The 20,495-nt window shown below is 65.6% G+C and carries 18 protein-coding genes; 11 read left to right on the top strand and 7 right to left on the bottom strand.

What is annotated here, in order from left to right; genetic code table 11:
- Nucleotides 1-42: 42 nt before the first annotated feature.
- From jag to DGI_RS13800, 5 genes are all read left to right on the top strand, one after another.
- The gene (gene jag / locus DGI_RS13820; protein WP_021761776.1) at nt 43-1,506 is read left to right on the top strand and encodes an RNA-binding cell elongation regulator Jag/EloR; all 1,464 of its coding nucleotides are present in this window, start codon (nt 43-45) and stop codon (nt 1,504-1,506) included.
- A 12-nt stretch (nt 1,507-1,518) separates the two neighbouring features.
- Nucleotides 1,519-2,919, top strand: coding sequence for a tRNA uridine-5-carboxymethylaminomethyl(34) synthesis GTPase MnmE (gene mnmE / locus DGI_RS13815; protein ID WP_021761775.1), 1,401 nt, complete (start codon nt 1,519-1,521; stop codon nt 2,917-2,919).
- 140 nt (nt 2,920-3,059) lie between these two features.
- On the top strand, nt 3,060-4,691 hold the full coding sequence (locus DGI_RS13810; RefSeq protein WP_021761774.1) for a peptide chain release factor 3: 1,632 nt from the start codon (nt 3,060-3,062) through the stop codon (nt 4,689-4,691).
- 201 nt (nt 4,692-4,892) lie between these two features.
- The gene (arsB, locus tag DGI_RS13805; RefSeq protein ID WP_021761773.1) at nt 4,893-5,984 is read left to right on the top strand and encodes an ACR3 family arsenite efflux transporter; all 1,092 of its coding nucleotides are present in this window, start codon (nt 4,893-4,895) and stop codon (nt 5,982-5,984) included.
- 77 nt (nt 5,985-6,061) lie between these two features.
- Nucleotides 6,062-6,505 (top strand): arsenate reductase ArsC, encoded by a 444-nt coding sequence (locus DGI_RS13800; protein WP_021761772.1) that lies wholly within the window; start codon nt 6,062-6,064, stop codon nt 6,503-6,505.
- An 89-nt stretch (nt 6,506-6,594) separates the two neighbouring features.
- On the opposite strand, the gene DGI_RS13795 is transcribed toward DGI_RS13800, so the two are convergent.
- The gene (locus DGI_RS13795) at nt 6,595-8,928 is read right to left on the bottom strand and encodes a heavy metal translocating P-type ATPase (RefSeq protein ID WP_021761771.1); all 2,334 of its coding nucleotides are present in this window, start codon (nt 8,926-8,928) and stop codon (nt 6,595-6,597) included.
- A 195-nt stretch (nt 8,929-9,123) separates the two neighbouring features.
- Between DGI_RS13795 and DGI_RS13790 the strand changes: the two genes are divergently transcribed.
- Genes DGI_RS13790 through DGI_RS13780 form a run of 3 tightly spaced genes read left to right on the top strand, consistent with a single transcriptional unit; the run spans nt 9,124 to nt 10,179 of the window.
- Entirely contained in the window at nt 9,124-9,597 is a 474-nt protein-coding gene (locus DGI_RS13790; RefSeq protein ID WP_021761770.1) for a chemotaxis protein CheX, read from the top strand.
- A 33-nt stretch (nt 9,598-9,630) separates the two neighbouring features.
- On the top strand, nt 9,631-9,840 hold the full coding sequence (locus DGI_RS13785) for a hypothetical protein (protein ID WP_021761769.1): 210 nt from the start codon (nt 9,631-9,633) through the stop codon (nt 9,838-9,840).
- A 36-nt stretch (nt 9,841-9,876) separates the two neighbouring features.
- Nucleotides 9,877-10,179, top strand: coding sequence for a hypothetical protein (locus DGI_RS13780; RefSeq protein ID WP_021761768.1), 303 nt, complete (start codon nt 9,877-9,879; stop codon nt 10,177-10,179).
- Nucleotides 10,180-10,193: 14 nt separating this feature from the next.
- Here the strand turns inward: DGI_RS13780 and DGI_RS13775 are convergent, their stop codons facing one another.
- The 3 genes from DGI_RS13775 to cbiB form a co-directional block, all read right to left on the bottom strand.
- Entirely contained in the window at nt 10,194-11,348 is a 1,155-nt protein-coding gene (locus tag DGI_RS13775) for a transporter substrate-binding domain-containing protein (RefSeq protein ID WP_021761767.1), read from the bottom strand.
- 16 nt (nt 11,349-11,364) lie between these two features.
- Nucleotides 11,365-11,691 carry a putative quinol monooxygenase gene (locus DGI_RS18840; RefSeq protein ID WP_021761766.1) on the bottom strand — a complete coding sequence of 109 codons (327 nt, stop codon included), beginning with the start codon at nt 11,689-11,691 and terminating at the stop codon, nt 11,365-11,367.
- A gap of 80 nt (nt 11,692-11,771) precedes the next feature.
- The gene (cbiB, locus tag DGI_RS13765) at nt 11,772-12,797 is read right to left on the bottom strand and encodes an adenosylcobinamide-phosphate synthase CbiB (protein WP_021761765.1); all 1,026 of its coding nucleotides are present in this window, start codon (nt 12,795-12,797) and stop codon (nt 11,772-11,774) included.
- Between the two features lie 91 nt (nt 12,798-12,888).
- Here cbiB and DGI_RS13760 point away from each other — a divergent pair, with 91 nt between their 5' ends.
- The gene (locus DGI_RS13760) at nt 12,889-13,437 is read left to right on the top strand and encodes a YkgJ family cysteine cluster protein (protein ID WP_051286266.1); all 549 of its coding nucleotides are present in this window, start codon (nt 12,889-12,891) and stop codon (nt 13,435-13,437) included.
- 69 nt (nt 13,438-13,506) lie between these two features.
- Here the strand turns inward: DGI_RS13760 and DGI_RS17460 are convergent, their stop codons facing one another.
- Together DGI_RS17460 and DGI_RS13750 are read right to left on the bottom strand one after the other, a co-directional pair.
- Nucleotides 13,507-15,540 carry a diguanylate cyclase domain-containing protein gene (locus DGI_RS17460; protein ID WP_021761763.1) on the bottom strand — a complete coding sequence of 678 codons (2,034 nt, stop codon included), beginning with the start codon at nt 15,538-15,540 and terminating at the stop codon, nt 13,507-13,509.
- Nucleotides 15,541-15,646: 106 nt separating this feature from the next.
- Nucleotides 15,647-16,933: a trans-sulfuration enzyme family protein gene (locus tag DGI_RS13750; protein ID WP_235619903.1), complete on the bottom strand. Its 1,287-nt coding sequence runs from the start codon at nt 16,931-16,933 to the stop codon at nt 15,647-15,649.
- A gap of 114 nt (nt 16,934-17,047) precedes the next feature.
- Between DGI_RS13750 and DGI_RS13745 the strand changes: the two genes are divergently transcribed.
- Complete coding sequence (locus DGI_RS13745) at nt 17,048-18,358, top strand: O-acetylhomoserine aminocarboxypropyltransferase/cysteine synthase family protein (RefSeq protein WP_021761761.1); 1,311 nt, start codon at nt 17,048-17,050, stop codon at nt 18,356-18,358.
- A gap of 24 nt (nt 18,359-18,382) precedes the next feature.
- A complete protein-coding gene (locus DGI_RS13740) occupies nt 18,383-19,630 on the top strand; it encodes an HDOD domain-containing protein (protein ID WP_021761758.1) in 1,248 nt (415 codons plus the stop codon).
- Between the two features lie 245 nt (nt 19,631-19,875).
- Here the strand turns inward: DGI_RS13740 and DGI_RS13735 are convergent, their stop codons facing one another.
- Nucleotides 19,876-20,079, bottom strand: a complete 204-nt coding sequence (locus DGI_RS13735) for a cold shock domain-containing protein (protein WP_021761756.1) — start codon at nt 20,077-20,079, stop codon at nt 19,876-19,878.
- Nucleotides 20,080-20,495 lie beyond the last annotated feature (416 nt).

The raw sequence follows: 20,495 nt of genomic DNA, 5'->3' as shown, positions 1-20,495 counted from the left end.
GCACGCAGCGCGCATCCTCAAGCCATGATTGCGGGAGAGACAATGGACGAGTTTCGGATTTTTGAAGGCAAAAGCATTGACGACGCCATATCCCAGGCCCTGACCTACTTCGACGTTGCCAGAGCCCAGTTGGAGATAGACATCATCAGCGACGCCAAGGCCGGCATCTTCGGCCTGGTGGGCGCACGCAAGGCGCAGATCAAGGCCCGGCGGCGGGAATCGCCCCGCAAGCAGATGGAAGCCGTGCGGGAGGCCGTGCGGGCCCCGCTGGAAGACGCCGCCGCTGCGGAACAGCCCCGGCCGCAAGCGCCTGCAGCGCCCGTCGCAGTCCAGGCGGATCCGTCCGCCACGGAGACGGCACCCATCTCCCCGGCGACCCCAGCCCCCGAAGGGACGGCCGACACACCCGATGCCGGGCCGGCGCCTGCCGGAAACGGCGGCAAAAACGGGCAGGAAAAATCCCGCCGCAGCCGCTCCCGTCAGAAGCCCGCGCGCAAGGATGGCGCCGCGCAAGGTGCGGAAGCCCCGGCTGCCGCGCCCCGGCCTGCCCGGTCCCGCCAGTCCGCGCAGATGTCGGAGGATTCCGGCGAAGCCGTCGCCCGTCCTGCCTCGTCAGCCCCTGCGGCGTCCGCCTTGCCCGACCTCGGCGACGAGCAGGCCGAGGCGGTGAAGGAGCAGGTCCAGCAGATGTTGGAACAGCTCCTGGCTCCCCTCGTGGGCGAACCGGTGCTGCAGCTCTCCATGCCCGAGCCAGGCAAGATTCTGGTGGGCGTGGATGCCGGCGAGGACGCCGGGCTGCTCATCGGCAAGGAAGGCGGCACCCTGGCCGCCCTGCAATATCTGGCCAACCGCATTCTGGCCAAGCAGTGCGAAGGGCCCCTGCCTCGCGTGTCCCTGGAGGCCGGCAACTACAGAGAACGCCAGGACGACACCCTGCGCCAACTGGCCCTGGGCCTGGCGGAAAAGGCCCGGACCACGGGCAAGGCCCAGTCCACGCGGCCGCTTTCGTCGTACCATCGCCGGGTCATCCATCTCGCCTTGCAGGAGGATGGCGGCATCGTCACCCGCAGCAAGGGCGAAGGCGCGCTCAAACGGGTGATCATCATGCCCAAGAAGGTCCGCCGTGCCCCGGGGCCGGAGGACGGCGCCGCAGTCGAGGCTGTTGCCGGTGCTGCGGACGCGCCCCAGACCAACGGCCGGCCCGAGGCGGGCTCCAATGGCAGTGCTGCCGACGGCGGCGAGTCTCCCGCCAAGCCGCGTCGGCCCCGGCGTCCCCGTCGCAGGCGCAGCCAGGGCGATGCCCAGCGGCAGGCCGCTGGCGCCGAGCAGGGCCAATCGGCCGGCGAACAGGATAATGTCGGGGGTGACACCGGGGGCGATATCAGGGGTGATATCGGGGAAGCCGCTGCCCCTGCCCCTGCCTCTGCCCCGGCACCCGAGCCGCCCACCGCGATGACGCCTGCCGAGACGTCCCCCGCGACGCCTCCCCCGCCGGCAGAGCAATAATCGGGCAGCGCCGTGTCCTACTCCGGGGACGACACCATCGCCGCCATCGCCACGCCGCCCGGCCAGGGCGGGGTCGGGGTGGTCCGGCTCTCTGGTTCGCACTGTCGCGAGGTGCTGGCCCGCATGTTCCGGCCCTCAGCCCGCGCAACTGGCGAGTTTCTCCCAAGACACCTGCACCACGGCCATGTGCTTGATGCGCATGGCCGGGTGCTTGATGAAGGCCTGGCCGTGTTCTTTCCCGCCCCCCGATCCTTCACCGGGGAGGATGTGGCCGAGTTGCACTGCCATGGCGGCGGCGCCATTCTGCGAGCGGTGCTGGAAACCGTGCTGGCCACGGGGCTGGTACGGCCGGCATCGGCCGGGGAGTTCTCCCGCCGGGCCTTTCTGCACGGCAAGCTGGATCTCACCCAGGCCGAGGCCGTGGCCGAGGCCATCGCCGCCCCCACCACCGCCGCGGCCCAACTGGCGCAGGACCGCCTTTCCGGAGCGTTGTCCCGACGCATCGACTCCCTGCGATTGATTCTGGAATCCCTCAAGCGCGACTGCTGCCTGGCTGTGGATTTCCCCGAGGACGAAGTGGAATGCCTGCCGCCGGATGCGTTCCAGGCGCAGGTGGCTGAGGTCCGCGAGGCAGTGGCCGGGCTGGCGGCCCAGCATCGCCGGACCCGTGTCTGGCGCGAAGGCGCGCTGGTGGTGCTGGCCGGGCGGGTGAACGCCGGCAAGTCCAGCCTGCTCAATGCCCTGCTGGGCCGGCAGCGGGCCATCGTTTCCGAGGTGCCGGGCACCACGCGGGATTATCTGGAAGAATCCCTGCTGCTGGCGGGCATGGCCGTCCGGTTGGTGGATACGGCTGGGCTGCGCGACCAAGGCGAGATTGTCCCCGGCGGGCTGGACGGCGCAGAAGCCCAGGGCATTGCCCGCAGCCGCGAGTTGATGGACGGTGCGGATCTGGTGCTGCTGGTGGTGGATGCCCGTTCGGACGCCGCCGCGCAGCCGCACAGCCCGGAGCGGGCCCTGCTGGCCCGGCTGCATGATCGGGCGCTGGTGGTGTTGAACAAGATGGACGTGGCGGCTGCATCGGCCCTGGCGGCCTTTCCGGACGCCGTGCCGGTGAGCGCGGCCACGGGCCAGGGGCTGGACAGCCTGGCCACCATCATGGCCGACCGGCTGGCCGCTGCCGCACCGGAGCCCAGGCCCGGGGAACTGACACCCAATCTGCGTCAGACCATGCTGCTGGAACAGGCCGATGCCGAGCTGGCCGCGCTTGCCGCCGAACACGCCGCCGGCATGCCCTGCGACATCCTGACCGTGCGTCTGGATGCCGCCGTGGCCCTGCTGGCGGAACTCACCGGCGCCATCACCAGCGCCGCCATTCTGGATCAGATTTTTTCCAGCTTCTGCATCGGCAAATAGGCGGGTATTCTTCCTGTTCCACTGCACGGATACCGGACGGTTGACGTGGGGCAGGACTCAATCTTCTTCCCCTGAAAAAGCAGGCGCATCGCGTCGGCCGCGCGCGCAACGCCAGGGTGTTTCCAAGGCGATCCATACTCATGCAGAATCAATCTCTTCTGGCGGAACTGAAGCGGGAAACGGCCCGCCGCCGCACCTTTGCCATCATCAGCCACCCTGACGCCGGCAAGACCACGCTTACGGAAAAGCTCCTGCTCTTCGGCGGCGCCATCGCCATGGCCGGGGCCATCAAGGCCAAAAAGGCCGGCCGCCACGCCACGTCGGACTGGATGGCCATCGAGCGCGAGCGCGGCATTTCCGTAACGTCCTCGGTCATGAACTTCGACTTCAACGGCTGCGCCATCAACCTGCTGGACACCCCGGGGCACCAGGACTTCTCCGAAGACACCTACCGCGTGCTCACAGCCGTGGACTCGGCCCTGATGGTCATCGACAGCGTCAAGGGCGTGGAAGCGCAGACCAAGAAGCTCATGGATGTCTGCCGCCTGCGCGATACGCCCATCATCACCTTCATCAACAAGCTCGACCGCGACGGCCGTTCCCCCTTCGAACTTCTTGACGACATCGAACAAAGCCTGGGCATTGAGGCCGCGCCCCTGTCCTGGCCCATCGGCATGGGCAAGCTGTTCAAGGGCGTGTACGATCTGCGCCAGGCCCGTCTGCGCTTTTTTGCCGGCCAGGAAGGCCAGACGGGACGCGACGCCCGCCCCAGGGAAGCCGTGGTGCTCCAGGGACTGGACGACCCGGCCCTGGACGAATTGCTGGGCGACACCGCCGCCGGGGAGTTGCGCCGCGATGTGGAACTGCTCGACGGCGCCGGCTACCCCTTTGATATGGACCGCTACCTTTCCGGCAAGCAGACACCGGTCTTCTTCGGCAGCGCCATCAACAATTTCGGGGTCAAGGAACTGCTGGAAGCCGTGGCGGACCTCGCCCCCGCGCCTCGCCCCCGCCGGGCCGATGTGCGGGACGTCTCGCCCCTGGAGGAGCAGTTCTCGGGCGTGGTCTTCAAGATCCAGGCGAACATGGACGCCGCCCATCGCGACCGTGTGGCCTTTGTGCGCATCTGTTCCGGCCGCTTCAGCCGGGGCATGAAGCTGCGGCATCACCGTCTGGGCAAGGACTTCAAGGCCTCCAATGCCATCCTGTTCATGGCCCAGGAGCGCAGCGGCGTGGAGGAGGCCTGGCCCGGAGACATCATCGGCATTCCCAACCACGGCACCCTGAACGTGGGCGACTCCCTGACCGCCGGGGAACCCCTCAGGTTCCTGGGCATTCCGCACTTTGCCCCGGAGCATTTCCGGCGGGTGCAGATCAGAAATCCCTTCAAGGCCAAACAGCTGGAAAAGGGTCTGGCGCAGCTTTCCGAGGAGGGCGCCATCCAGTTCTTCCGCCCCGTGACCGGCGGCGGCGTGCTCCTGGGCGCGGTGGGCGCGCTGCAGTTCGAGGTCATCGCCGAACGGCTGGCCTCGGAGTACGATGTGGAAGTGGAACTGGTGGGGACCAAATACAACGCCGCCCGCTGGCTGTTTGCCGAGAGCAAGGAGCCGCTGGACAAGCTGGCCCGGGAGGAACCCATGGCCATGGTCACCGATGCCGCCGGGTACCGGGTGATGATGTTCACCAGCCAGTGGATGATGGAACGGACCATCGAAAAGTGGACCGCCATCCGCTTCGAGGCCACGCGGGAGTGCGCCGATACGACGCTTTGACCGGTACACCACGCCGGCGGCAGGGTGGTTTCCTGGCCGCCGCGTGGGTGTGCTGCATCGCTGGCGGCATCAAATCGTCATGACGATGCGTGAATCGTCACAGAACAAGCCTTGACGCATTTGCGACTGTTCCACTATGGATAGCGTTGTTTGGTCATTTGACCAAGCGTATATCCGGACAATTCGCGAGTGGAGGCCGTCATGGCTGCGCAAAAATCCTTGTCCTTTCTGGACCGCTTCCTGACCCTGTGGATCTTTCTGGCCATGGCCCTGGGCGTGGGCGCAGGCTGGCTGATGCCGTGGATCAAGGACGTCATCAACTTTTTTTCCATCGGCACCACGAACATTCCCATCGCCATCGGGCTCATCGTCATGATGTACCCGCCCCTGGCCAAGGTGCGCTACGAGGAGTTGCCGAAAGTCTTCAAGGATGTGAAGATTTTGGGATTGTCCCTGCTCCAGAACTGGATTGTCGGGCCGATCCTGATGTTCCTGCTGGCCATCGCCTTTTTGTCCGGCCATCACGAGTACATGGTGGGGTTGATTCTCATCGGTCTGGCGCGGTGCATCGCCATGGTCATCGTCTGGAACGACCTGGCCGAGGGCGACTGCGACTATTGCGCCGGTCTGGTGGCCTTCAACTCCATTTTCCAGGTGCTGTTTTTCACGGCCTATGCCTGGTTCTTCATCACCGTGCTGCCGGGGGCCATCGGGTTGAAGTCTGAAATCGTGAACATCTCCACGGGGCAGGTGGCCACGTCGGTGTTCATTTACCTGGGCATCCCGTTCATCGCCGGCGTGGTGACGCGCATCTGGGGACTGAAGAAGCGCGGCAAGGACTGGTACGAGCAGGAATTCATCCCGCGCATCAGTCCGTTTACCCTCATTTTCCTGCTGTTCACCATCGTGGTGATGTTCTCGTTCAAGGGTGACAAGATAGTGGAGCTGCCCTTCGACGTGCTGCGCATCGCCATTCCGCTGTGCGTGTACTTTGTGGTGATGTTCCTGGCTTCTTTCTGGATGTCCTGGAAGGCCGGGGCCAACTACGAGCAATCTGCCACCCTGTCCTTCACCGCGGCGTCCAACAACTTCGAGCTGGCCATTGCCGTGGCCATTGCCGTCTTTGGCATCGATTCCGGGGTGGCCTTCGCCGCGGTCATCGGGCCACTGGTGGAAGTGCCGGTGCTCATTGCCCTGGTGCACGTGGCGTTTTACATCCGTCGGAAATACTTCCCCAACGCCATCCAGACCCCGGCCGGCGTGTGCCACGTGAGTTGCAAGACGGGGAAGTAGGAAGAAGAAAGAAACGGGATGAATGCGGGGGGCTGAGTTCCCCCCGCACGCCCACCAGTGGTGAAGAAGGAAGAATAATGAGCAAGTTACGAATATTGTTCTTGTGCACCGGGAATTCCTGCCGCAGCCAGATGGCCGAGGGGTGGGCCAGGGCCTTGAAGGGCGAGGAACTCGACGTCGCCTCCGCCGGCATCGTCCGCCATGGCATGAACCCCCGGGCCGTGCAGGCCATGGCCGAGGCCGGGGTGGATATTTCCGGGCAGACCTCCAAGACCATCGATGACCTGCCCGGCCTGGACTTCGACTGGATCATCACCCTCTGCGGCCACGCCAACGAGAGCTGCCCCACGGTCTTTGGCCCGGCCAGAAAGCTGCACATGGGCTTCGACGATCCGCCTGCCCTGGCCGCCGAGATTGCCAGGGACGCCCCCACCGAAGAAGCCGCGATGGCCCCCTACCGCCGGGTGCGCGATGAAATCAGGGCCTTTGTGGAAGGATTGCCTGATTCGCTGGAGTCATAATAGAAAAAGTCTTTGGAAAGGTTCTTCCCCTCTCGCGCTCTCCCCNAGAAAGGGGTTCCCCCAGGAACTCTTCTCAAAGATAAAATGCCCTAGCGCGCCCAGCGGAGCCGCAGCGCATTGCCCACGACGCTTACGGAGCTCAGGGCCATGGCTGCGCCGGCGAGCATGGGGCTCAGGGTTGGTCCGCCGAAGGCGTGCAGCAGTCCGGCCGCCACGGGGATGCCCAGGATATTGTAGCCGAAGGCCCATCCCAGATTCTGCAGGATGTTGCGCCGCGTGGCCCGGGAGAGCCGCAGGGCCGTGATCAGGCTGCGCAGGCCGCCGGAGCCGCCGGCTCCCAGCAGCACCACATCCCCGGTTTCCACGGCCACATCCACCCCTGATCCCATGGCCAGGCCCACGTCGGCCGTGGCCAGGGCCGGGGCATCGTTCACGCCGTCGCCCACCATGCCTACCAGCCGGCCGCCCTGTTTCCATTGCGCCACGGCCGCCGCCTTGCCCTCGGGCAAAACTTCGGCCATCACGTCCGCCTCGGGCAGGCCCAACTCCCGGGCCACGGCCAGGGCCGTGCGCCGGGCATCGCCGGTGAGCATCACCGGACGCACGCCGTGATTGCGCAGCCAGTCCAACACTTCGCGGGCCTCGGGCCTGAGGGCGTCGGCCAGGGCCAGCACCGCCGCCAGCCGGCCATCCACGGCCAGCAGCAGCGGCGTGCGACCGGCTTCGGCCTGGGCATCCAACAGGGCCTCATCCTCCAGGGACAGCCCGGCATCGCGGATGTACTGGGGGGAGCCGATGCGCACTTCCCGCGCGCCGTCGCCGGTCTGGATCATGGCCGTCACCCCTTTGCCGGTGACAGTCTGGAAGGTGGTTGCCGCCGGCAGGGACAAGCCCTGCTCCTGGGCCGCGCGGACAATGGCCCGGGCCAGGGGATGTTCGGACGAGGTCTCGGCAGCGGCGGCCAGGGTCAGGCAGGCGGATTTGTCCAGGCCGGCAAGGGGAAGGATCTCCATCACCTGCGGCCGGCCCTGGGTCAGGGTGCCGGTCTTGTCCAGCACCAGCACGCCCAGGCGGCCGGTCTGCTCCAGGGCCAACCCGTTTTTGAACAGCACGCCCAGCTGGGCCCCGCGGCCCGTGGCCACCATGATGGAGGTGGGCGTGGCCAGGCCCATGGCGCAGGGGCAGGCGATGACCAGCACACTGATGCAGATGCGCAACGCCACGCTGAAAGGTTCTCCGGCTGCCAGCCAGGCCAGTCCCGACACCAGGGCGATGCCCATGACGATGGGCACGAAATACAGGGAGATGCGATCCGCCAGATTGGCCACCGGGGCGCGGGAGCCTTGCGCCTCCTGCACCAGGGCGATGATGCGCGCCAGCACCGTCTCCTCGCCCACGCGGGTGGCCCGCATGCGCAGGCTGCCCTGCACGCTCACGGTGCCGCCGGCCACGGCATCGCCCACGCCTTTGGTCACGGGCAGGCTTTCGCCGGTGAGCATGCTTTCGTCCAGGGCGGCTTCGCCGGCCACAATCTCGCCATCCACGGGCACGCGCTCGCCGCTTTTCACCAGCAGCACATCGCCGGGCCGCACCTGTTCCACGGGCACGAGTTCGGTGGCCGCGGTGGTCCGGGCGTCTTCTTCTGGTCCGGCCGCCACGCGGGTGGCCTGCTCCGGCGTGAGCTGCAGCAGGGCCTTGATGGCCGAGGACGTGCGGATGCGCGAGCGCAGCTCGAAATATTTGCCCAGAGACACCAGCGTAATGATGACCGCCGCGCCTTCGAAGTACAGATCCATGGCCCGCTGCATGGGGTCCACGCCCAGGGCGATTTCCAGTGTGTTCCAGCAGGAATAGATCACCGCCGCCCCCGTGCCCAGGGCGATGAGGGAATCCATGTTCGGCGCCTTGCCCAGCAGTTTTGTGACACCGGAAACGTAATACTGCCGCCCGGTCCAGACCACGGGCAACACCAGGGCCAGCTGGGCCAGGGCGAAATGCAGGGGGTGATGATGCGGGGAAAGAAATGCCGGCAAGGGCAGGCCCACCATCTCCCCCATGGAAAGGATGAACAGCGGGATGGTGAAGGCAAAGGCCGGGATCAGCCGCCGCCGCCACCCGTTCAGTTCCTGGGCCAGCTCCTGCTGCCGCGCCTCCCACAGGGCCCGGCCATCAGCCTGACGAGAGGTCACGGTGGCGGAAAATCCTGCGTTGGCAATAGCCTGCAGCACGGCTTCCACGGCCTGGCCGCGGGCGGCTTCGTCCAGCGAGGAGTCCAGCACAATTTCCGCACTGGCTGCCGGCAAGGACACATCCGCTCCGGTCACCCCCGCCTGCATGGAGGCCACCCGCTGCACCCTGGCGGAACAGGCGCCGCAGGTCATCCCCTGCACGGCCAGCCGCACGCTGTGGTGGTTTTGAGACATGCGCACTGCTCCTGATATTTTCACGTACTGCACGGCCGGCCCCTGCTTGACCGCAGATTAGGGAATATCTAGTATGCACCTGGAAGGATACCAGCAAGGGGCCTTGTCCAACTCACATCCTAACCTCCAGCATGGTGAGCCGTCATGGCCCAAGGTGCGCCCAACTCCCCGTCCCGTCAAGCGTCTGCCGCCAGGATGCGCAAACGTACTTTTGACGTGGACTTTATCAACCCCTTTTTGCAGGCGGTCATCGACGTACTCACCACCATGGCTCAGGTGGTGCCCACGCCGGGGCGGCCGTTTCTCAAGGAATCCACCTTTGCCCGCGGCGAGGTCTCGGGCATCATTTCCGTAAGCGGATACTCCAACGGCTCCATTGCCTTGACGTTTCCAGAGGACTGCGCCAAGGTGATCGTGGGCAACATGCTCAACGAATCCATCCGCGAGATGGGGCCGGACGTGTACGACGGTGTGGGCGAATTGACCAACATGATTTCCGGGCAGGCCCGTAAAGGTCTGGCCACCCAGGGCATGAAATTCCATGCAGGCATCCCCAAGGTCCTGCACGGCAAGGGGCACACGGTGGTGCATCCCACCAGCGGGCCGGTGATCGGCATCCCCTTCAACACGCCCTTTGGTGACTTGACGGTGGAAGTAAGTCTTTCCTGACGCGGCGTGGCCGCGCGCACCATGGAGGCGCATATGCCGTGGACCCAGGCGCAACAGTGGGAGGCCATCTCCCGGCTTTCGGAGATTTCCCATTCCTTCACGTCCACCCTGCAGCGGCAGTTGGCCGGCCAGTTTAACAAAATGAATGCCCTGGGGCTGGCCAACATCGAGCAGCCGCAGTCCGTGACCGTCACGCCCCTCATCGAGGCGGACACCGGACGTCTGGCCAGTTACAAAGCCTGAACGGCGCTGCTATCTTCGCCTTGCAGGAGGATGGCCATGTCTGTTTTTTCGCGTGACGACGCATGGGCCGCCATCAAGGAATGGACCCGTTATTCCCAGTCCAGTGTGGGCAAGGACCTGCACGATATGGCCACCTGGTACGAGGGACGCAAAAAACTCGGCCTGCTGCCGCCGGATGCTGCCGCCCTGGGCACCCCGCCTGAGTACGTGCAGCAGCAGCGGGACGAATTGCGCGCTGCCCAGCAGCAGGCGGCGGCCCCGCCATCCGCAACGCAGGCGGCAGCCACGGGCGACATGGCGGAAGCCCGCAGCGGCGCCATCGTGCACGAAAAGGCCTGAGTCTCCCGGCGACGTTACGTCCCCAGAAATTTTGCGGTGAGATTTTCCCAGTACGTCCGGTTGGCCCGCAACCGCAGCAGCTCCACGTTCACCCGCTTGCGCAGGGGGCTGTGCGCCGGGAAGGCGAAGCCGTAGTTGTCGTTCTCCACTACGGTGGGCAGGATGACGACCTGCTTGGCCCATCCCCGCAGCAGGGCGTATTGCAGCAGCGGCCGGTCATGCACCAGGGCGTCCAGCATGCCGGACTGCAGATCCGCCAGTGCGGCTTCCAGGGTCTGATACCGGTGCGGCTGCACGCGAAGATGCTGCAACAACTCCTCGCCCATGGAATCGGCCAGACACCCGGCGTGCACCGCAGCCAGGTCGGCCACGCTGTTCACCCTGGAGCCAATGCGGTTCACGGTGAGGGTGGTGGTGATGCTGGCCGTGAACACCGTAACCAGGATGACGCAGCTGAACATCCAGAACAGCGCCACCATGCGGGCCGGGAGGGATTTTGGCGCGGCATCGCCGTAGCCCACGGTGGTCATGGTCACGCTGGCCCACCAGATGCCGTCGAACACGCCGGCCGCACCGTGCCGGAACTGCTCGGGGTTCACCCGCCGTTCCAGCAGCCAGACAAGGCACCCCGCCACCAGGGCACACAGCAGCATCATCCCGACATACACCAGAAAATCAAGGGAAAAAATTTCCTCCAACACATTCAGGAACACCCCGGACGATGCCTGCCGGGGCACGGCGATGGCCAGATCCGTATCGAAATACGGGGTGGAGAAGTCCATGTGCTGTTCGCGGCTGGAGGTGATGGACAGGGCCGTGACTGCAGCGTCGATGCTGCCTTGCTCCAGGGCCTGCAACAGGGCGTGCAGATCCATCTCCTGCAGGGTGAACGGCTGCTGGCGATGGGCCATGATGTCGCGCCAGAGTTCCACGGCAATGCCGGTCCATTCGCCGGTGGCATCCTTGAAGGCGAAGGGCGCGGCCTCGGTCACCCCCACCAGCAGGGTATGCGAAGAGGGCGTGGGAGGCGCGGCGGCTTCCTGCGCGGCGCAGGTTGCCGGCCACGTCAGGCAGAGCCAGCACAGCCCGCCAAGGATGCAGACAAGCAGGAGGGAGCCCCAGCCGAAGCAGGGCTCCCCTGGACGTATTGAAGATGCAGGACGATGCATGGATGGATGGCGCGGGCTACTCGGCCGGCTGTTTGCTCCAGGCGCTGTCGGCCGGGAAGAGGTGCGTGCCCGTGGTGATGGACGGCGGGCCCACCAGCAGTTCGCCTGCGGCCGCGCCAAAGCGGGCAAAATGCGGCATGGCCTTGTGCGTCTCGAAGGCGTCCGCGCTGGCATAGACCTCGTACAGATGCAGACGATGGTCGTCTTCCGCGCTCTGGACCACGTTGAACTGCAGGCAGCCGGGTTCGAGCTTCACGGAGTTCACGGCGTCGTCCAGCATCACTTCCAGAAACTGCTCACGCTTTCCGGGTTTGATTTGAAGGGTCACGATGACTGCAAACATGTCGCCTCCTGGAGGGGTCGGGAGTTGTGCTGCCACGGCGCGAACATCGACATTCGATGCCATGTGCCCGGAGTGTGCCATCATCCCGTGAAATAGCCAAGCCAGGAGATGCCCAGCCACAACAAGCCGAGCACGATCAGGTGCAGCGCCACGGCCGCCGTCAGGCAGGCTGCGGTGCAGACCTCCACCAACGCCTCGCAGCGCTGCTGCGTCCATTGGCGCGGCTCCAGCCCGTCACCCTCGGCCGGTCCCAGCCAGGGCTTCATCTGTTCCTGGCCAAAGTAGCGGGCCGGGCCGCCCATGCCTGCCCCCAGGCCCCAGGCTGCGGCGGCCATGGGCCAGCCGGCATTGGGGCTGGAGGTTTTGCGGGCATCGCGCACGGTGTATTGCCAGGCACGCTTGAGCCGGGCCGGACTGCGGCCGCCCAGGAATCCCCGCGCCCAGGCCACCAGCAGGATGCATACTGCGGTAAGCCGGGCCGGCAGGAGGTTCAGCAGATCGTCCATGCGGGCCGCACCCCAGCCGAAATGCAGGTATCGCGGTGTCTTGTAGCCCCACATGGAATCCAGGGTGGAGGCGGCCTTGTACGCCCACAGGCCGGGCGGACCAAGGAGCGCCAGATAGAAAAAGGGCGCCACGAAGCCGTCGGAGGTGTTCTCGCTCACAGTCTCGGCCAGGGTGCGGCGCACCTGGGGCAGGGTCAGGTGTTCGGTGTCCCGGCTTACCAGCATGCGCAAGGCCGTGCGGGAAAGGCCGTCCTGCTCGCGGGTGAACTTGAGCACGCGCCGGGCCTCCCGCCGCAGCTGGCCCAGGGCCAGCCCGGCATAGGCCAGGTACAGGGCCACGAATCCGCCCAGGGGCAGAAACACCACGGCCGCCCCGGCGGCGCTGGCGGCCAGGAGCATCAGCAGCACGGTACAGCTCAGGCCCATGGCCCGCTGCAGGCGCGGCGAGGCGGATTGCGGCCGGAACAGCCGCTCCATTCCCTGGGCCAGCAGACCCAGCCCGCGCACGGGATGCGGAAAACGCGGCGGATCGCCCAGGAGCAGGTCCAGGGCAATGGCCACAAGGGGAATGGCGGCCGGCAGTACGCGTTCATCAAGCATGTGCAGTTCTCTACCTGCCTCCGGGCCGGCAGACAAGCGCGCAGACAGGGAATGGTTGACGAGGCTTGCGGCAAGGCGCTATCCAGCAGCCATGTCCATCCCCGTTGTCCCGCCGCCCGCTGCTTTGCCAAGCCCCCATGTCTGCGCCCGCTGCGCCAAGTGCTGCGTGGTCCAACCCGGCGACGAGGACATGCTGTTTCCCCTGTTCGACGAGGAAATTGCCCGGCTGGAGGCGGCCGCGGCAGCCGCAGGGCTGGAGGTTCCGCCCGTGTCGCCCGCGCCCAACTCCCCGGCCTTTCTGGCGGCCATGCTGCGTCTGTTTCCTGACGATCCCGAACGCATCCAAACGCTTATCCCCCTGGACGGCCGGCACATGCAACTGGCCGTGACGGACACAGGGGCCTGCGTCTTTCTGGGCGCACACGGCTGCAGCCTGTCGCGGGATGTGCGGCCGGCCCACTGCCTGCTGTTCCCGTTCTGGGTCCACCGCAACCGGCTGCGAGTGCTGGATGCGGACTGCCTGGCCATCCGCGAGAGCAGGGCCGTCTGGAAGTTGCTGGACGTGCTTGGGTTGCAGGAGGCGGAACTACGGGACGCCTTTGCCCGGCTGCGTCGCATCTGGGGTCTGCCGCCCGAGTGAGGGCCGGAAATATTTTGGAAGAAGAGGGCGCGAGAGGGGAAAGGCCCGGAATGGTATCCCCCCGGAGGCTCAACTCAATGCGCAGCGCACGGCGTTGCGGCCCTGCTGCTTGGCCAGAAACAGGGCCTTGCCGGCTTCGGCCAGCATGTCCGCCTGGATCAGCGGAGTTTCGGGCAGGCTCACGGCCACGCCCAGGCTGGCGGTGAGCACGGCGTCGGGCGGGGTGCCCCGCGGGATGCGCAGGTCGGCCACGGCGGCGCGCAAGGCTTCGGCCGTCTGCATGGCGGCATCGGCACCGGCATTGGGCAGAATCACGGCCAGTTCCTGGGGGCCATGCCGGAAGACCATGGCGCAGGGATCGCGGTTCAGCACGTCGCTTATGGCGTCCGCCACCTGCGCGAGAATCTGTTGCGCCCAGGCCTGGCCGTAATGCGCCAGACAGGCCTCGAAGTGGTCCAGATCCAGGAGGATCACAGACACGGCTTCGCCCCTGGCGCGGCCGGTGCGCAGGGCGCGGGCAAAGAGGTCCTCAAAGACGGATTCGGCCAGCACGGGCGCTTCTTCTTCAAAGCAGCGCTGCTGCGCGCCTGGTTCGGCCGCATCGCCGTTGGCGGCATGGGCCAGACTGTGGCCAGCGTCGTACTCTTCGCCGCCGGGCAGCAGGCTCACGGTGGCCACCACCTCGTCGCCTTCCTGGGTCATCTGCATGGTGCCGTGCATGGAGGTCACCACCCGGTGGCCGGTGGGCAGGCCTTCGTTGAAGCCGCCTTCGTCAAAGGGCAGCAGCACCATTTCCGGATTGAGGGGCCGTTCGGGATCCACGGGATGCCGGCACTCCAGATGCACCTTGCCGGCGGCGGCGTAGGTGCGCAGGTGGAAGGTGCCGCCGGGCGGGGTGGCCTGCAGCGCGCCGCGCAGCAAATCGCCAACCACCTGGGTCAGCAGCTTGGGATCGGCCTGGGCCGGGGGCAGCTGCTCGTCCAGGTCCATGGCGCACCAGACGCGGCGGGCTTCCATTTCCGGGGCCACGTGGTGATGGGCGTCGGCCAGGACGATGTTCAAGGACACCTCCCGCGCATGAATGGGCACGGGCTTGAGGTAGTCCCGAATGCGGTTGAGCAGATTTTCCAGCCGCCTGGATTCGCGCAGGATGATGCCCACCTCCGGCGTGTCCGGGCTCTTCTTTTCCAGCCGGCGGGCGAACCCGGCAATGGACATGAGGGGATTGCGCACCTCGTGGGCCACTTCCGCGCTGATGGCGCCCAGGGTCTTGAGCCGGGCGCTCTGCACCAGGGCCTGTTCCAGATGGATGCGGTCCGTCAGATCCACGAAGATGCCGTCCAGCCGGCGGATGTGGCCGGCGTGGGTGTCGTATTCCAGGTACGGGATGGTGCGCACAATGCCGTGCACCACAGCGCCGCGGCGGTGCAGCAGCCGGCTTTGGGTGGAGATGGGCTGCCCGGTCTCGAAGCTGCGCTCGAAGAGCGCCACCACCATATCTCGATCCTGGGGATGGATGCGCTCCACCAGCCAGCGCGGGGCGAGCATGGCGTCATCCGGCGCAAAGCCGAGCATCTCTTCCACGGTCTTGTTGATGAAGCAGAGATCGAGCTGCCGGTTCAAGGCATAGATGAGCAGGGGAATGTTCTGGATGAGGGCCGCGTGCTGCAGCTCGGCCCGGCGCACCCGCTGCTTGAGTTCCCAGCGCTCGCGCACGCGGGAGATGATGAGCTTCAGGTCTGCGGGATTGAACGGCTTTTGCAGATAGTCATAGGCGCCCAGCTTCACGGCGCGCACCACGGTATCAAAGGGCGCACCCTGGGCCATGACGATGCAGTCCCCCACCAGATTACCCTGCTTGAGGGTGGCGGCCAGCTCCAGGCCGGCGGCGTCGGGCGGTTTGACGTCGATGAAGGCCAGGTTGAACCGACGGCCTTCCACCTCGCGCAGCACGTCATGGTGCTGGCGCAGGGTGGTGGTGTCGAAGCCGGCCTGACGCAGGGCGTGGCTGATGGTGGCCGAGACGGCGGGATCGTCGTCAACGACCAGGGCAGTGAACAGCGGGGGGAGCTCGCAGCCGCGAGCGGAAGACTGGAAAGACATCAGCACACGCCGTGGAAAGACATCATGGATGCACCCTCCATACGCGCAAGCGGCTGCGAAGGCAATCGTCCCCGAAAAAACGTCGTGCTCCCCGAAGGCGGGAAGGTTAGATGCTGAGCGCCTGGTCCAGGTCGGCCATGATGTCTTCGGCGTCCTCAATGCCCACGGACAGGCGGATCAGGGTATCGTGGATGCCGGCGGCCTGGCGGGCCTCGGGGGTCATCTTGTTGTGGGAGGTTTCCGCCGGCAGGGTGACCAGGGATTCCACGCCGCCAAGGCTGATGGCCGGAGTGACGACCTTGAGCCGGGCCAGCATGGCCCGCACCTCGGCGGGGGTCAGCCGCGGCTCGAAGGAGAGCATGGCCCCGAAGCCGCGCATCTGGCGGGAGGCAATGTCGTGCCCGGGGTGCGTGGACAGGCCGGGGTGGTGCACCCGCTCCACACGGGGATGCTGGGCCAGGAACTCGGCCACGGCCATGCCGTTGTCGTTGTGGCGTTCCATGCGCAGGGCCAGGGTCTTGAGACTGCGTTCCAGCAGGGCGCAGTCGTGCATGCCCAGGGTGCAGCCCACGCCCACGGCCCAGTGGAACATGGCGTCGAAGATTTCGCCGGATGCCACCGCCACGCCGCAGGAAAGGTCGGAATGGCCGCCCAGGTACTTGGTGCCGCTGTGGATGACCACATCAAAACCCAGGGTCAGGGGCGTCTGGTTGATGGGCGTGGCGAAGGTGTTGTCGATGGCGCTCACGGCTCCGCAGGCCTTGGCCACGGCGGCCACGGCGGCGAGATCCACGATCTTCAGCAGGGGATTGGTGGGAGATTCCACATAGACCACCCGCGTGCGCGGCGTGCAGGCCGCGGCGATGGCTTCGGGGTCCGAGGAGGCCACCAGCGTGAAATCCACCCCGCGCCGGGGCAGTTCGTTCAGGGTCAGCCAGTGGGTGCCGCCGTAGAGGTCCGCCTGCAACACCACATGGTCGCCGGCCTTGGCCAGGCCCAGCAGGGGGGCGCTGACGGCCGCCATGCCGGTGGAAAGCGGCATGGCCCGCACTTGGGCAGCGGCGTCTTCCTCCAGGCCCACGCTTTCCAGGGCCGCCATTTTGTCTGCCACGGCCTGCTGCACCGGGATGTTCATGTAGCGCGGGTAGCAGACCTGGGAGACGTTCTCGTTGGGATGCAGAAAGGAGGACGAGGCGTGGATGGGGGTGTTGACCGCGCCCACCAGGGGGTCGCGCTGGGTGCCGGCATGCACGCACCGGGTGTTCAGCCCGGCAGGGGAGGCGTGTTTGAACATAGCAATTTCCTTGGGCGGCAGGGTGATGGGCAACTGTCCGGAAACGAGGCGGCCGCCAAGCCCGCACTTGTACCGCCAATGGCGGCGGGGATCAACCAAGGGGAGGTTGCCTTTTTCCGTGCGTCCCTCTATGTATGAATGATGGCGCGATTTTGATCAGCCTCGTCGCAGCGTGACACCTGCATTCATGGCCGCGGATCAAGGAGATGCATTATGACGGACCACGCTTCCTGGAGTCTTGAAACGCTGGCGTTGCATGCCGGCCATGCTCCGGACTCGGACACTGGCTCCAGGGCTGTGCCCATCCATCAGACCACCAGCTATCTGTTCAAGGATGCCCAGCACGCGGCCGATCTCTTTTCCCTCAAGCAGAGCGGCTACATCTACACCCGCATCATGAACCCCACCACCGACGTGCTGGAAAAACGGCTGGCGGCCATGCATCATGCCTCCGCCGCCCTGTGCACGGCCTCGGGCATGAGCGCCATCTTTTACGCCGTGCTGGCCATTGCCGGGGCGGGGCAGAACATCGTCTCCGGCTCCAATCTGTATGGCGGCACCAACACGCTCTTCAAGCACACCCTGAAGCGCATGGGCATTGAGTGCCGGTTCGTGGACTCTGCGGACCCGGAGAACTTCGCCCGCGCCATCGACGAGAACACCCGCCTGCTGTACACGGAAACCATCGGCAACCCCCGCTGCAACGTGGACGACCTGGAAGCCATCGGCCGCATTGCCGAGGCGCACAAGATCCCGTTCATCCTGGATAACACCGTGGCGCCGCCGCCCATCTGCAACCCCTTCGACTTCGGCGCGCATCTGGCAGTCTATTCCCTGACCAAGATCATCGGCGGCCACGGCAACAGCATCGGCGGGGCCATTGTGGAGGCCGGCACCTTCGATTGGGGCGGCTCCGGCAAGTTTCCGGAAATCACCCAGCCGGACCCCACCTATCATGGGTTGAATTTCTGGGAGGCCCTGTGCCAGCTGGAAGGTACCCCGTGCACGGCCTTCTGCATCAAGGTGCGCACCGGCCTGTTGCGGGATATCGGCGCGGCCCTGTCTCCCATGAACAGCTTCCTGATTCTCCAGGGCCTGGAAACCCTGCCCCTGCGCGCCCGGGTGCATTGTGAAAATGCGCAGAAGGTGGCAGAATTTCTGGAAAGTCACCCGGCGGTGAGCTGGGTGAACTATGCCGGCCTGCCCAGCCACAAGGACCATGCCCGGTCCCGGCGGTATTTCCCCCTTGGCCCCAGCGCCGTGTTTGGCTTTGGCGTCAAGGGCGGGCTGGCTGCCGGACGCAAGTTTATCGAAGCCGTGCAGCTTTGCTCGCATCTGGCCAACATTTTGGACGCCAAAACCCTGGTGGTGCACCCGGCCAGCACCACCCATTCCCAGTTGCTGCCCGAGGAGCTGGCCGCCGCCGGCGTGCCGGAGGATCTGATCCGCATCTCCGTGGGTCTTGAACACGTGGGCGACATCATGCAGGATCTGGATCAGGCCCTGCGGATCTCCCAGCAGTAACGCGCGATGTCGAGAGGGAGGACCATGGGCGTCATCAATGCGCACGACATCAAGCCGGGCATGATCCTGGAAAAAGACCTCGTGCTGGCCAATGGGCGACGGCTGCTGCCACGGGGCGCCGTCATCGAAGACAAGCACCTGCGCATCTTCAAGGCCTGGGGGGTGACCGAAGCCGCTGTGGCAAATGTGAGCCGGGAGGAGGCCGAGGCCGGCGCCCTGAGCGCCCTGGAGCCCCTGGCCCTGCAGTATGCCGCCTCCCTGTGCGAACTGTACTTTGCGCCCCTGGCCACAGAGCATCCCGCGTTCAATGAGATCAAACGGTTGACCGTGGCCTGCATCGCCCGGCGCATCATGCTGGGGGAGGACCCGCCGCGGCCGGCCGTGGTGTGCACCGACAACGGCCCCGCCGAGTTGGCGCCAGGACAGACCGACGCCCGGCATGTGGCCGACGGGCATGTGGAACTGGCGTCCTTCCCGGAGATCTGCGAGCTGATCCGCGAGGTGGTCAACGATCCGCGCGCCTCCAGCACCCGGCTGGCGGAAATCATCAGCCGGGACACCAGCCTCTGCGCCAGCCTGCTGCGCTTGGTGAACAGCCCGCTCTACGGTTTTCCCAACAAGGTGGAGTCCATCCCCAGGGCCGTCACCCTCATCGGCACCCGGGAGCTCTGCACCCTGACGTACGGCCTTGTGGCAGTGCGGTTTTTTCGTGGTATTCCGGCTTCCTATCTGGACATGCGCCGGTTTTGGAAGCACGCCGCCGCCTGCGGGGTGTTCGCCCGCATCCTGTGCAGCTTCCACGGCAGGATGGACGAGGAACGGGCCTTCGTGGCCGGCTTGCTGCACGATATCGGCAGGCTGGTGCTCATCAGCAAGTATCCCGCAGCTTCAGCCAGAGCCCTGGCCAAGGCGCAGGAGCAAAATCTGCCCCTGCATGAAACCGAGCTGGAGATCTTCGGGTTCCACCATGCCCGCGTGGGCAGCCATATGCTCAAGGCCTGGCACTTCCCGGATTCGCTGCGGGATATGGTGAGTTTTCATCACGAGCCGACCAAGGCGCATCAGGTGCCGGAAGCGGCGGTGCTGCACCTGGCGGATGTCTTGAGCGTGGCCATGGATCTGGCCACAGGCGGCGCGCCCAGGCCAGTGCCGGCCCTGGAGCCCGGCGCCTGGGAAGCGGTGGGGCTGCCGCTTTCGGCCCTGGAGGCAGCCTTCGGGCAGTTTGACCGGCAGTTCCAGGAAGTGATGGGTATTTTGATGGACAATGAATGATGCTGCGACATGCATAGAGCATGTTACTTTTGAAAAAGGACGTTGCGAGAAGGGGAACCTTTTTGCAACCGGTTCCTCCCCTGAGAACTCCTTTCAAAACAACGTGCTCTCAGCCCCGGTGACGTGGAACTGCCATGCGGCAGGCCGCAAAAAAACCGGGCTCCTGCGCCTCGTGGTGCGTGGGAGCCCGGTTCATGGTGCCTGGGCGAACGTAGCAGACGCGCCCGAGCCGCTGTCAGCCCGTGTTACACGCGCATGACGTTGGCTGCGCGGACGCCCTTTTCCCCCTGTTCAATGTCGAAAGTGACGCGCTCACCCTCGTGCAGCGTCTTGAAGCCGTTGCCCTGGATGGCGGAGAAATCCACGAACACGTCGTCGCCTTCCTCGCGCTGGATGAAGCCGAACCCTTTCTTTTCATTGAACCACTTAACCACGCCTTGGAAACTCATACCAACTTCCTCCATCAGTTGTACTCACTCGCCCGACTACTCATAAGAAGGCCGGCGGGCGCCCCGGCACGTTCTGCACGTTATGCAGCATCGCAGTCCGCAGGTCCGTGGGATGCGGGTGATGCGGGCAGCGGTGCAGTCTCCCCCCCCTGACCAGTTTCCGGCGTGCAGTGTACGACGTTGGCGGGTGCGAGGGGCGCTTGTGAAAGAACAGAACAAGCGCGTTCTCCATGCTCGTTCCAGGTGCGATTACTGCCTTCGACGAAAAATGGCAAGGAATTTTCACCGGACCGCCAAAAAATCTGTGAGCGATGGCAGTGTGCTAGCGCATATTTGTCAAAATGACGGCAACATTTTTCCGGGCAAATCTGGCCACGGCGTAGTGGTTGTGATTTTATTCACAAGTGCTGAAATGG

The sequence above is a fragment of the Megalodesulfovibrio gigas DSM 1382 = ATCC 19364 genome (assembly GCF_000468495.1).
GTDB classification, from domain to species: Bacteria; Desulfobacterota; Desulfovibrionia; order Desulfovibrionales; family Desulfovibrionaceae; genus Megalodesulfovibrio; species Megalodesulfovibrio gigas.
Note: the sequence above shows the minus strand (reverse complement) of the source record. Positions and strands in the feature narration are given on the sequence as shown.